The organism is Sphingomonas sp. Sphisp66 (assembly GCF_047324325.1).
Classification (GTDB): domain Bacteria; phylum Pseudomonadota; class Alphaproteobacteria; order Sphingomonadales; family Sphingomonadaceae; genus Sphingomonas.
Genome location: NZ_CP168508.1, coordinates 2,699,763 through 2,711,589, shown reverse-complemented (window position 1 = coordinate 2,711,589; position 11,827 = coordinate 2,699,763). Strand labels below are relative to the sequence as shown.

General features: G+C 66.8%; 11 protein-coding genes. 9 read left to right on the top strand and 2 right to left on the bottom strand.

The window, feature by feature from the left end:
- Nucleotides 1-35 precede the first annotated feature (35 nt).
- Together ACEN8G_RS12670 and ACEN8G_RS12665 are read right to left on the bottom strand one after the other, a co-directional pair.
- Complete coding sequence (locus tag ACEN8G_RS12670; protein WP_413414431.1) at nucleotides 36-1,433, bottom strand: epoxide hydrolase family protein; 1,398 nt, start codon at nucleotides 1,431-1,433, stop codon at nucleotides 36-38.
- A gap of 177 nt (nucleotides 1,434-1,610) precedes the next feature.
- The gene (locus tag ACEN8G_RS12665) at nucleotides 1,611-2,609 is read right to left on the bottom strand and encodes a LacI family DNA-binding transcriptional regulator (RefSeq protein ID WP_413414430.1); all 999 of its coding nucleotides are present in this window, start codon (nucleotides 2,607-2,609) and stop codon (nucleotides 1,611-1,613) included.
- A gap of 124 nt (nucleotides 2,610-2,733) precedes the next feature.
- On the opposite strand from ACEN8G_RS12665, the gene ACEN8G_RS12660 reads away from it, so the two are divergent.
- The 9 genes from ACEN8G_RS12660 to ACEN8G_RS12620 are packed head-to-tail and all read left to right on the top strand — an operon-like array spanning nucleotide 2,734 to nucleotide 11,486.
- Nucleotides 2,734-3,987, top strand: a complete 1,254-nt coding sequence (locus ACEN8G_RS12660) for an MFS transporter (protein WP_413414429.1) — start codon at nucleotides 2,734-2,736, stop codon at nucleotides 3,985-3,987.
- Nucleotides 3,984-5,048, top strand: coding sequence for a sugar phosphate isomerase/epimerase family protein (locus ACEN8G_RS12655; RefSeq protein WP_413414428.1), 1,065 nt, complete (start codon nucleotides 3,984-3,986; stop codon nucleotides 5,046-5,048). The genes ACEN8G_RS12660 and ACEN8G_RS12655 overlap by 4 nt, the downstream gene beginning before the upstream one ends.
- 34 nt (nucleotides 5,049-5,082) lie before the next feature.
- Nucleotides 5,083-6,231 (top strand): Gfo/Idh/MocA family protein, encoded by a 1,149-nt coding sequence (locus tag ACEN8G_RS12650; protein WP_413414427.1) that lies wholly within the window; start codon nucleotides 5,083-5,085, stop codon nucleotides 6,229-6,231.
- Complete coding sequence (locus tag ACEN8G_RS12645; protein WP_413414426.1) at nucleotides 6,228-6,617, top strand: c-type cytochrome; 390 nt, start codon at nucleotides 6,228-6,230, stop codon at nucleotides 6,615-6,617. The genes ACEN8G_RS12650 and ACEN8G_RS12645 overlap by 4 nt, the downstream gene beginning before the upstream one ends.
- Complete coding sequence (locus ACEN8G_RS12640; RefSeq protein WP_413414425.1) at nucleotides 6,614-7,552, top strand: hydroxypyruvate isomerase family protein; 939 nt, start codon at nucleotides 6,614-6,616, stop codon at nucleotides 7,550-7,552. The genes ACEN8G_RS12645 and ACEN8G_RS12640 overlap by 4 nt, the downstream gene beginning before the upstream one ends.
- The gene (locus ACEN8G_RS12635) at nucleotides 7,549-8,379 is read left to right on the top strand and encodes a DUF1080 domain-containing protein (RefSeq protein ID WP_413414424.1); all 831 of its coding nucleotides are present in this window, start codon (nucleotides 7,549-7,551) and stop codon (nucleotides 8,377-8,379) included. The genes ACEN8G_RS12640 and ACEN8G_RS12635 overlap by 4 nt, the downstream gene beginning before the upstream one ends.
- Nucleotides 8,376-8,945 carry a gluconate 2-dehydrogenase subunit 3 family protein gene (locus tag ACEN8G_RS12630; protein ID WP_413414423.1) on the top strand — a complete coding sequence of 190 codons (570 nt, stop codon included), beginning with the start codon at nucleotides 8,376-8,378 and terminating at the stop codon, nucleotides 8,943-8,945. The genes ACEN8G_RS12635 and ACEN8G_RS12630 overlap by 4 nt, the downstream gene beginning before the upstream one ends.
- Entirely contained in the window at nucleotides 8,942-9,787 is an 846-nt protein-coding gene (locus tag ACEN8G_RS12625) for a sugar phosphate isomerase/epimerase family protein (protein ID WP_413740578.1), read from the top strand. Before ACEN8G_RS12630 ends, ACEN8G_RS12625 begins: the two co-directional genes overlap by 4 nt.
- 22 nt (nucleotides 9,788-9,809) lie before the next feature.
- The gene (locus tag ACEN8G_RS12620; protein ID WP_413414421.1) at nucleotides 9,810-11,486 is read left to right on the top strand and encodes a GMC family oxidoreductase; all 1,677 of its coding nucleotides are present in this window, start codon (nucleotides 9,810-9,812) and stop codon (nucleotides 11,484-11,486) included.
- Nucleotides 11,487-11,827 lie beyond the last annotated feature (341 nt).

Below are 11,827 nucleotides of genomic sequence, written 5' to 3'. Positions count from 1 at the left end.
GGGGATCGGCGCTCCCGCAGCTTCCGGTGCTGGGCTCAGCGGAGAGGCCGGAAGCTTTCGCGCAGTTCCTCGGTAAAGGCCTTGGGCTGTTCCCAGGCGGCGAAATGCCCGCCCTTGGGCATGCGCTTGTAGTGGATCAGCTTGGGATAGGCGCGCTCGGTCCAGCTCTTCGGGGCCGTGTAGATCTCGTCCGGGAAGGCGCTCACTGCGGTCGGCAGCGGCACGTGCTTGGGCGCGAAGAAGGCGAGCTTGCTCTCCCAATAGAGCCGCGCCGAGGAGACCGCGGTGTTGGTCAGCCAGTAGAGCGTGACGTTGTCGAGGATGTCGTCGCGGGTGAGGCCCTCGGTCGCGCCGTCGAACACACGGGCGATCAGGTCATAGCTGCGCGCGTCATGGTCGAGCATCCAGGCGGCGAGGCCGACGGGCGAGTCCTCGATAGCGTAGAGCGTCTGCGGGCGGTTGCCCATCTCCTGGGCATAGGCGAGGCCGTGCTTGTAGAAGAAGTCGAGCTGGTCCCAGGCGTAGGTCTCGTCGGCCGACAGGTTGGCGGGCTTGTTGCCGGAAGCGAGCGCGGCGGCGATCTCGTCGGGAATGGTCGCTGGCATGTTGGTGTGGATGCCGAGCAGACCCGGCGGGGTGAGCAGTGCCAGCTGCTCGGTCACCGCATTGCCCCAGTCGCCGCCCTGCGCGACGTAGCGGGTATAGCCGAGGCGCTGCATCAGCACTGCCCAGGCCTTGGCGATGCGGATCGGATCCCAGCCGAGCACGGTCGGCTTACCCGAGAAGCCATGGCCGGGGAGTGAGGGGATCACCACGTCGAACGCGTCCGCTGCGGTGCCGCCGAACGCGGTGGGATCGGTGAGTGGGCCGATGATCTTCATCTGCTCGATGATCGAGCCCGGCCAGCCATGGGTGACGATCACTGGCAGCGCGTTCGGGTGCTTCGACTTCACGTGGATGAAGTGGATGTCGACCCCGTCGATGCGCGTGACGAACTGGGGCAGCTTGTCGAGCCGCGCCTCGAGCTTGCGCCAGTCGTGGCTGGTCGCCCAGTAGCGCGCGAGCTTCTCGATCGTCGCGAGCTGCACGCCCTGCGTGGTATCGGTCACGACTTCCTTGCTCGGCCATCTGGTCGCCAGGACCCGGCGCCGGAGATCGGCCAATTCCTCGTCCTTCGCCCGGTAATGGAAGGGACGGATGCTGGCGTCGTCGTCCGAGCCGGCCGGGGCGACGGTGCCGATCAGCGCGGCGCCGGCGAGGGTCGCGGCAGAGACGCTGGATGCGGCCCTGGCAGTGGAAAGCGTCGCAGTCGCGACCGGGGCGGGGACCTGGGCGGCATGCGCGGCGAGCGGCATCACTGCGCCAGCGGCGCCTACCGCGGCGGAAGTGAGCAGAAACTGGCGGCGGCCGAGCGAGGAACGGGATTCAGGCATGATCATGCTCCACTGGTTGCTGGAGCCTGTCAGGGATCCCCGCACAGCCTCCCGAAATGTCAGGGTGCGGACAGGAAGAAGGAGAGTGCCCGCGGCCGGGACTATGGGTCCGCAGGCGTAGGCGCGGCTATTGCACCATGGTCTCCCATATACCTTGGTATCGCGCCGCCCGCGCGCCTAGCCGATTGCCCGCGTGCTGGACCGGATGACGAGTTCGTGGGGCAGGGTAATCTGGCTCACCAGACTTTCGCCGCCGCGCAAAATGTTCACGAGCAGCTCGACTGCCTGGTGTCCGATGCGCCCCTTGGGCTGGGCGATGGTGGTGAGGCCGGGCTGGAAGAAGCGGGCGAGCGGCAGGTCGTCGAAGCCGACCACCGAAATATCGTCCGGGCAGCTGAGGCCTGCCTGGCGGATTGCGCTGATCGCGCCCATCGCCATTTCGTCGCTGAAGCAGAACAGCCCGGTCACCCCCTGTGCGATCAGATCCGGGACATGGCCGGCAGCGGACTGGGCGGAATAATCGCCGACGCGGACCTGCAGCCGGTCGCGAAGGCCATGGCGCGCGGCCGCCTGCATCGCGCCGGCGAGACGGTCGCGGCTGATCGGGCTGACATGCGGGCCGGTGACGAGGCCGATGTCGCGGTGCCTGAGCCTGACGAGATGCTCGAGCGCGTCGCAGCCGGCGGCGGCATTGTCGATGTGCACGCTCGGCACGCCGATGTCGGGGCTGTACTCGCAGCCATTGACCACCGGGGCGCGGGCGCCCTGCTTCGAGATCATGGGACGCAGATTGTCCGGCAGGCGATGCCCGAGGAACACTAGCCCATCGACCTCGCGGCTGGAGAGCATGTCGGCATACTGGTCCTCGATCGAAGGATCGTGCCGCGTGTCGCCGACGACGACCGCATATCCGGCATCGCGCGCCGCTTCCTCGGCGCCGCGTATCACGCTGGCGAAGAAGGGATTGGAGATGTCCGGGACCGTCACGAGAATCTTGGCGGCGCGGAGCGTTCGGAGCGTCCTCGCCGCGACGTTCGGCTTGTAGCCCAGCGAATCGACCACCGCGAGCACGCGCAGGCGAGTCACCTCGGCAACGCGGTCGGGATGGGTCAGCACGCGCGAGACGGTGGCCGTGGAGACGCCCGCCATCGCGGCGACCTGGATGATGGTCGGCATTGACATCGATGTAACTCGTTACACCGTCATGTCGAGCGATGTAATCCTTTACATCGGCTTTTGACCTGCGTAGCCTGAGTCCCGGCAAGCAGGAAAACTGCAGCGGAAAAGGGAGAGGGGCTTCATGGCCACTTTGGGCAAGGATGCGCTCGCGGCATCGCAGCGTCCGGTATCGGGAATGCTCATGGGGCGCCTCAGCGCGCTCATGTTCATGCAGTTCTTCGTCTGGGGGGCGTGGAACGTCACGCTCGGCCTGGTCATGCAGACCGTCGGCATCGGCAGCCTGATCGCAAACGCATTCTCGGTCGGCCCGATCGCCTCGATCGCGGGATCCTTCCTGCTCGGTATGGCGGCGACCCGCTATCTGAGCCCCAAGGCGCTGATGGTGATCCTGCACCTGGTCGGCGGCGCGATCCTGCTGGTCATGCCTGCGCTGGTGACGCCGGAGAACGGCACCACCTTCGTCTGGGTGCTGCTCGGCTACATGATCCTCTACATGCCGACCGTAGGCCTGGCGAACACGATCGCGCTGAAGAGCTTCGGCGAGCGCACCGACCGATTCCCTTTCGTCCGCGCCTTCGGTACGCTTGGCTGGATCGTCGCGGGCCTGATCATTGGATGGGTCGGCCTGTCGGCGAGCCCGGAGATATTCCGCGTCGCGGCGGTCGTCTCGATCGCGCTCGGCCTCTACAGCCTGACTTTGCCCAATGTCGCGCCGGACGCGCCACGCGACGAGAGCCTGGTCCGCCAGGTGCTGTGCGTCGAGGCGTTCGGCCTGATGCGGCAGCGCTCCTATCTGATCTTCATCCTGGCCGCGACGCTGATCTCGGTCCCGCTGGCGATGTACTATGCCTATGCCTCGGCCTATCTCGGCGTGGCGGGCATCGAGAATGTCAGCGGCACCATGGCGATCGGGCAGATGTCCGAGCTGCTGTTCATGTTCTCCATGCCCTGGCTGTACCGCCGCTTCGGGGTGAAGCCGCTGCTGCTCGTCGGCATGATCGCCTGGGCGCTGCGCTATGCGCTGTTCGCGATCGGCGACGGCGGGAGTTCGCTCTGGGCGATCTATCTCGGCGTGGCGCTGCACGGCGTGTGCTACGACTTCTTCTTCGTCGCCGGCGCGATCTATACCGGCACCATCGCCTCGCCCAAGGGCGTCAACGCCCAGGCGCAGGGCATGCTGACCCTGTTCACCTATGGCGTCGGCATGCTGCTCGGCTCGCAGATCGGCGGGCTGCTCTACGCGCAGCTGCCCCAGGCCTCGACCATCGCCGACTGGCACCAGATGTGGTGGTACCCGGCGATCGCGGCCGCGGTCATCGCGATCCTGTTCCAGCTTCTCTTCCGCGACGACAGCCGGACGGAGGCCGCGGCATGAAGGCGATGAAGGGACCCGCGATCTTCCTCGCCCAGTTCCTGGGCGACACCGCGCCGTTCGACACGCTCGACGGGCTGGGGAAATGGGCGGGCGAGCTCGGCTATGTCGGCGTGCAGATCCCCTGCGATCCGCGGCTGATCGACCTGAAGCTCGCAGCCGAGAGCAAGGCCTATTGCGACGACCTGCGCGGCAGGCTCGCCAAGTTCGGCGTCGAGCCGACCGAGCTCTCGACCCATCTGCAAGGCCAGCTCGTCGCGGTGCATCCGGCCTATGACCAGCTGTTCGACGGCTTCGCCCCGGCCGAGCTGCACGGCAAGCCGGCCGAGCGCCAGGCCTGGGCGGTGGAGCAGGTCAAGCTCGCGGCCAAGGCGAGCGCCAATCTCGGGCTGAACGCCCATGCGACCTTCTCGGGCGCGCTCGCCTGGCCCTATGTCTATCCCTGGCCACAGCGGCCGGCGGGGCTGGTCGAGGAAGCCTTTGCCGAGCTGGCGCGCCGCTGGATCCCGATCCTCGACGTGTTCGAGGAGGCAGGCGTTGACTGCGCCTATGAGATCCATCCGGGCGAAGACATCCATGACGGCGCGACCTGGGAACGGTTCCTGGAAGCCGTCGGCAACCATCCGCGTGCGCGCATCCTGTTCGACCCGTCGCACTATGTGCTGCAGCAGCTCGACTATCTCGACTTCATCGACCGCTATCACGACCGGATTTCGTGCTTCCACGTCAAGGATGCCGAGTTCAACCCGACCGGGCGGACGGGCGTCTATGGCGGCTATGAGAGCTGGGTGAACCGTGCCGGCCGCTTCCGCTCGCTGGGCGACGGCCAGGTCGATTTCGTCGGCATCTTCAGCAAGATGGCGCAATATGGCTATGGCGGCTGGGCGGTGCTCGAATGGGAGTGCGCGCTCAAGCGGTCCGAGGACGGTGCCCGCGAAGGCGCCCCGTTCATCCACGATCACATCATCCGCGTGACAGAACGCCCCTTCGACGACTTCGCTGCGAGCGGCGTCGACCGGGCAGCGATCCGCACACTACTGGGGCTTTCGCCGCAGCAGGACTGAACTCGAACTCGTCGGTTTAGGGAATAGGCGTACCATGGTTCGACACGCGCTTCGGCTCGGCATGGTTGGCGGTGGGGAGGGTGCCTTTATCGGCGCCGTCCACCGCATGGCCGCGGCGCTGGACGGCGACTGGTGGCTGGCCGCCGGGGCGTTCAGCACCGATGCGGGCCGCAACCAGCGGACCGGCGAGGCGCTCGGGCTCGACACGCAGCGTGTCTATCCCTCGCTCGACGCGATGATCGCCGGCGAGCGGGACCTGCCCGAAAGCGAGCGCATCGATGCGCTGGCGATCGTGACGCCCAATCATCTCCACGCCCCGATGGCGATCGCGGCGCTGAATGCCGGTTTCCACGTCTTCTGCGAGAAGCCGATGGCGATGAGCGTCGCCGAGGCCGAGGCGATCGCCGAAGCGGCGCGGGTGAGCGGCAAGCATTTCGCGCTGGCCTTCACCTATAGCGGCTATCCGCTGGTCGAGGAGGCGCGGGCGCGGGTGGAGCGCGGGGACCTGGGCGCGATCCGGCTGGTTCAGGTCGAATATCTCCAGGGCTGGCTCAGCCTGCCTATCGACAAGGGCGGCAACAAGCAGGCCGAATGGCGCACCGATCCGGCGCGTGCCGGGATCGGCGGGTGCCTCGGCGATATCGGCACGCACGCCTTCCAGCTCGCCGAGCATGTCTCCGGGCTGCGGGTGGACTCGGTGTCCGCCGAACTGACCACCCATGTGCCGGGCCGCCGGCTCGACGACGATGTCAGCGCGTTGCTACGCTTCACCGGTGGTGCGCGCGGCGTGCTCAAGGCGAGCCAGGTCGCGGCCGGTGAGGAGAATGGGCTCAAGCTGCGCATCCATGGCGAGCGCGGTGGCCTCGAATGGGCGCAGATGGAGCCCAACACGCTCATCCTGCGCTGGCTCGACCGGCCGGCCGAGATCGTGCGCGCCGGCGGGCCGGGGCTTCAGGACAGCACGGCAAGGCTGCAGCGCACCCCATCGGGCCATCCCGAGGGCTATATCGAGGCCTTCGCCAACCTCTATCGTGCCTTTGCCGCGGCGATTCGCGGCGGTGGCGACCGCTGGTTCCCCGGCGTCGCGGATGGACTTCGAACCATGCGTTTCATCGAGGCCGTCGTCGCCAATGCGGCGTCGGATGCGAAATGGACAATGATTGATCCGGGAGAGAAAGAATGAAGCTTCTCGTGTGCCTGGGCGCGTTGAGTGTCGCCGCGGCGGCGCAGATACTCGCGAGCGTACCCACCGTCGCGCAAACCGCGGCCCCCGCGCCGCCGCCGGCGTTCAACGCCTGTCGCGCCTGCCATACCGTCGACAAGGGCGGCAAGAACGGCGTCGGGCCCAATCTCTACGGCGTGGTCGGGCGGACGGCGGGCACGACGCCGGGCTTCAACTATTCGCCGGCGATGAAGGCTTCGAAGCTGCGCTGGGACGAGGCGACGCTCAGCGAGTATCTCGCCGCGCCGGGGAAGAAGGTCCCCGGATCGCGGATGCCGATCGGCATGCCCGATCCGGCCAAGCGCGCCGCGATCATCGCCTATCTCAAGGCGGGAAGCGGCAAGTGACCGGCGCGGTCACGCGCAGGACGGTGCTGGCCGCGGGCGCGGCGGGTGCTGCCTCCTCGGCGATGGCGATGACCGGGAGCTCGAGCAAGCAAGGCTCGAACGCCGCGCGCTTCTCGCTTGGCTATGCGCCGCACGAGGGCAGCTTCGCCAGCCGCGGCGGCCTGTTCGAGCAGATCGCCTATGCCGCCGACCAGGGCTTCACCGCCTGGGAGGACAATGAGGCGCGCAGCCGCCCGGTGGCCGAGCAGGAGAAGATGGCCAAGGCCTTCGCCCAGCGTGGCATGAAGATGGGCGTGTTCGTCGCCAGCATGCCGAAATGGGCGCAGTCGCGGCCGCTCCTCGGTGCCAATGACGACGCCGATCGCGAGGCGTTCCTCGCCGATATCCGCACCTCGATCGACGTCGCCAAGCGGCTCAATGCCACGCGGATGACGGTGGTGACCGGCTTCCTCGACCAGAAGGTGCCGCTCGACATCCAGACCGCGCGGGTGATCGACGTGATGCGCAAGGCGGGCGACATCGTGGCGCCGCACGGGATCGCGATGGTGATGGAGCCGCTCAACACGCGGACCAACCATCCGGGCGTGTACATGCAGACGATCGCGCAGGGCTTCGCCGTGGCGCGCGGGGTGAACAGCCCGGCGGTGAAGATCCTGGCGGACCTCTATCACGAGCAGATCCAGTCCGGGAACCTGATACCGGCGCTGGAGATGTGCTGGAGCGAGGTCGGCTATATCCAGTTCGGCGACAATCCGGGCCGCAACGAGCCTGGCACCGGCGAGGTAAACTATGCCGCGATCGTCCGCTGGCTCCGCGCGCGGCGCTATGACGGCGTGATCGGCATGGAGCATGGCAATTCGGTGAAGGGCCGCGCCGGCGAGGATCGCCTGATCGCCGCCTATCGCAAGATCGATTCACAAGGAGAGGGACTATGACGCGCATGCGCATGGCGGGCTATGCTGCCGCCGGCCTGATCGCGATTACGGGGGCGCTGGCCTGCGCACAGGACGCGCAGGAGAAGCCGGGCTTCAAGGACACGCCGCAGCTGCCCGGCGGCAAATGGCTGGTCCATGACGCCGACCGGCCGGCGCCGACGGTTGCCACGCCGGCCGCTGCCCCCGGCGGCGCGCCTTCCGACGCGATGGTGCTAGCGCCCGACGCGTGGCAGGCCGAGACCGCGCCCTGGCAGGTCGCGGGCGGCGTGATGACGGTGCCGGCGCGCGCGCAGGGGGCCAAGGAGAGCAATCTCGTCTCGAAGCAGAGCTTCGGCGATGTCCAGCTCCATCTCGAGTTCCGCTCGCCCAATCCGCCCAAGGGCACCTCGCAGGATCGCGGCAACAGCGGCGTCTGGTTCATGCAGCGCTACGAGGTGCAGGTCCTCGACGGCTATCAGAACCCGACCTATGCCGACGGCACGGTCGGCGCGGTCTATGGCTGGAAGCCGCCGCTGGTGAACGCCGCGCGCAAGCCCGGCGAATGGCAGAGCTACGACATCGTGTTCGAGCGGCCGCGCTTCGCGGCGGACGGCAAGCTGCTGCGCCCCGCCTATGTCACGGCCTTCCTGAACGGCGTGCTGGTGCAGAACCACCAGGCGCTGCTCGGCACCACGATCTGGCGCAAGGTCGCCAGCTACCAGGCGCATGGCGATGCGGCGCCGCTGCAGCTGCAGGACCATGGCTCGCCGGTCTCGTTCCGCAACATCTGGGTGCGCCCGCTGCCCGAGGCGGCGATCGCGCAGGACCTTCCGGGAGGTGCGAAGTGATCGATCGCAGAACTGCGCTTGCCGGCGTCGTCGGCATGTTCGGCGCGGCGGCATTCGCGCCGCTCGCCCGTGCCGCCCAGGCGGGCAAGGCATCGGGCATCCCGGTGATCAGCGAGGGGCCGCCAAGCGTGGCGGTGTTCAACCCGGCCCAGCGCGCGCTGATGACCGCGCTCAGCGAGCGCGTCCTGCCGACCACCGACACGCCGGGCGCGATCGCCGCGGGCGTGCCGGCATTCATCGAGAAGATGCTGGCCGACTGGGCGCGGCCGACGGACCGGGTGCCGATCCTCGCCGGGCTCGACGCGATCGAGACGCGCAGCCAGCAGGATTACAAGGTGTCCGCCGCACAGGCGACCCCGGAGCAGCAGGATGCGCTGCTCACCCTCGCGATGAACGGCCAACTGCCCTCGGGCAGCGTGTTCTTCGAGGCATTCCGCCAGCTCGTCCTCGCCGGCTATTACACGTCCGAGATCGGCATCACGCAGGAGCGCGAATATCTGCCGGTGCCGGGCGAGTACAACGGCGAGTTCCTCTATTCCCAGGTCAACAAGGTGTATTCCGCATGATGATCAGCCGTAGAAACCTGCTCGCGGGCGCGGGCGGCGTCGCCGCGCTTTCCCTTGCCGACCTGACGATCACGCCGGTCTTCGCCGCGCAGCTCGGGGCGATCGGCATCCAGCTCTACACGGTCCGCGACATCTTCCAGAAGGACCCGGTCGGCACGCTCGAGCAGATCGCGCGGATCGGCTATCGCGAGGTCGAGTTCGGCGGGGGCGGCTATGACGCCATGGACCCTGCGCTGCTGCGCAAGACGATGGACCGGCTCGGTCTCAAATCGCCGTCGCTGCACATCGGCTATGACGCGCTGCTCGGCCAGTTCGACAAGTCGGTGACGATGGCGAAGACGCTGGGCGCCGATACGGTGGTGCTGCCCTACATGACCGACCAGCATCGCACCGAGCAGGGCTGGAGTGCGGCGCTGCCCAACTTCAACCGCTTCGCCAGGGACCTGAAAAAGGCCGGGCTGGGCTTCGCCTATCACAACCATGATTTCGAGTTCACGACGAAGCCGGGCGGCGTCAGCCTGTACGAGCGGTTCCTTAAGGAAACCGATCCCGCGCTCGTGAAGGTCGAGCTCGACCTCTACTGGGCGGCGCATGCCGGCGAGGATCCCGGCGCGCTGATCGATCGCCTGTCGAAGCGGCTCTATGCCTATCACGTCAAGGACATGCGCGCCGATCGCAGCATGACCGCGGTGGGGCAGGGGACGATCGATTTCGCGGGGCTCTTCAAGCGCAAGGGCAGTGCGGGCGTCCGCCATTTCTATGTCGAGAACGACCAGGCGCCTGCGCCTTATCTGCCCGACATCACCACCAGCTTCCAGACGCTGCGCGCGCTGCGTTTCTGATCAGGTTTCGGGAGGGAAGAATATGGCTTCGACCAACAGGTTCGATGCGATCGTCATCGGCTCCGGCGTAAGCGGCGGGTTCGCCGCCAAGGAGCTCACCGAGAAGGGCCTGCGCGTCCTCATGCTCGACCGCGGCGTGATGGTCGAGCATGGCGAGGGCTATACCTATGACGGCAAGCCCGCCTACGAGATCCCGGCGCGCAACATGATGCCGCCTGGCCTGCGCGACAGCGACTATTTCATCGCCAAGCACGGCTATGTGCAGCCGAGCAACCGGGCCTTCTACAATGACGACCGGCTCAACCCCTATGCCTTTGACGAAGGCAGCAAATTCTACTGGATCCGGCCCGGCGCGGTCGGCGGCAAGTCGCTGATCTGGGGGCGGTGGAGCTTCCGCTGGAGCCCGGCCGATTTCGAGGCGAACAAACGCGACGGGATCGATGGCGACTGGCCGATCCGCTATGACGACCTCGCGCCCTGGTACAGCTATGTCGAGAAATATATCGGCGTGTCGGGCTCGCGCGAGAACCTGCCCTATCTGCCGGACAGCGAATTCCAGCCGCCGATGCCGATGAACATCGCCGAGAAGTGGCTCAAGCAGCGGCTCGAGAGCGAGTTCCCCGGCCGGAAGCTGATCAACACGCGCCTGTCCAACATGACCGAGGACAAGCCCGATCAGAACCGCACCAAGTGCCAGTTCCGCAACCAGTGCGGCAATGGCTGCTCGTTCGGCGCCTATTTCTCGACCCAGGCGGTGACTCTGCCGGCCGCGCGGGCGACCGGACGGCTGACGCTGCGCGCCGACGCGGTGGTGACCAACCTCGAATATGACGCGGCGAAGAAGCGCGTCACCGGGGTGCGGTTCATCGATGCGAAGACCGGGCAGGCGGAAGTGGTCAATGCCGGGCTGGTGTTCCTCTGTGCCTCGGCGATGGCGTCGAACCAGATCCTGCTCAACTCGCGGCCGGCAGGCAGCGGTCGCAGCCATTTCGACAGCAGCGGGACGCTCGGCAAATATGTGATGGACCACATCTTCCGGGTGTCGATCGACGGCGACATCCCGGGGATGGACGAATATATCGAATATGGCCGTCGCCCTGGCGGCGTCTACATCCCGCGCTTCCGCAACAATGGCGGCGACGAGGGCGTCGGCTTCAAGCGCGGCTATGGCTATCAGGGCAGCGCCCGCCGCGAGCCGGCGCCGCCGGTGGGCTTCGGCGCGTCGATGAAGCATGGCATGCGCAAGTACAGCGGCTGGAAGTTCGGCATGGGCGCGTTCGGCGAATGCCTGCCCTATGAGGACAATCGGGTGTCGCTGCATGCCGACAAGGTCGATCGCTTCGGGGTGCCGCTGATGCGCTTCGACGTACGCTTCCGCGAGAACGAGCTGCGGATGATGGCGGACGCGCGGTCGCAGGGCGAGGCGATGCTCAAGGCGGCAGGCCTCACCAACGTCAAGAGCTATGAGGACGAGCATGTTCCCGGCGACGCCATCCACGAGATGGGCGGCGCGCGCATGGGCGCCGATCCGCGCTCCTCGGTGCTGAACAAGTGGAGCCAGGCGCACGACGCCACAAATCTCTACGTAACCGACGGCGCACAGATGGCATCCGTATCCTGCGTGAACCCGTCACTCACCTTCATGGCCCTGACAGCCCGAGCGGCCGATCACGCGGTCAAGCAGCTCGCGAGCGGATGACGCTGCTCCTTTAGGCGTGACAAGGCGGCAGAGAGAGAGAGACCTGCCGATCTGATGGCTTTCCGTGCCGGTTCGCTTTCATAGCGGGCCGGCACGTTTGTTTTGGTGCGCCAGATCGGCGGCTGCGAATCCGCGCGTCCGACGAACGCTCCAATGCCCTTCTGATTTGACGGGCAGCTGGTCAAAGCCAGAAGAATCCGCGAGTTGCAGCAAGATCCAGCATCAATCTGATTTATCAGGGGAATCGGTTCGGGTGGACGATTCTGCGCCTTTCAGACGCTCCCGAATGTGTGAGTTCATTTGACAAAATGATTTATTTAATCAACATCACGACTCATGAC

Coding starts and splice junctions, on each gene's coding strand:
- ACEN8G_RS12670 (WP_413414431.1), bottom strand. CDS start 1,433: ATGCCTGAATCCCGTTCCTCGCTCGGCCGCCGCCAGTTTCTGCTCACT.
- ACEN8G_RS12665 (WP_413414430.1), bottom strand. CDS start 2,609: ATGCCGACCATCATCCAGGTCGCCGCGATGGCGGGCGTCTCCACGGCC.
- ACEN8G_RS12660 (WP_413414429.1), top strand. CDS start 2,734: ATGGCCACTTTGGGCAAGGATGCGCTCGCGGCATCGCAGCGTCCGGTA.
- ACEN8G_RS12655 (WP_413414428.1), top strand. CDS start 3,984: ATGAAGGCGATGAAGGGACCCGCGATCTTCCTCGCCCAGTTCCTGGGC.
- ACEN8G_RS12650 (WP_413414427.1), top strand. CDS start 5,083: ATGGTTCGACACGCGCTTCGGCTCGGCATGGTTGGCGGTGGGGAGGGT.
- ACEN8G_RS12645 (WP_413414426.1), top strand. CDS start 6,228: ATGAAGCTTCTCGTGTGCCTGGGCGCGTTGAGTGTCGCCGCGGCGGCG.
- ACEN8G_RS12635 (WP_413414424.1), top strand. CDS start 7,549: ATGACGCGCATGCGCATGGCGGGCTATGCTGCCGCCGGCCTGATCGCG.
- ACEN8G_RS12625 (WP_413740578.1), top strand. CDS start 8,942: ATGATGATCAGCCGTAGAAACCTGCTCGCGGGCGCGGGCGGCGTCGCC.
- ACEN8G_RS12620 (WP_413414421.1), top strand. CDS start 9,810: ATGGCTTCGACCAACAGGTTCGATGCGATCGTCATCGGCTCCGGCGTA.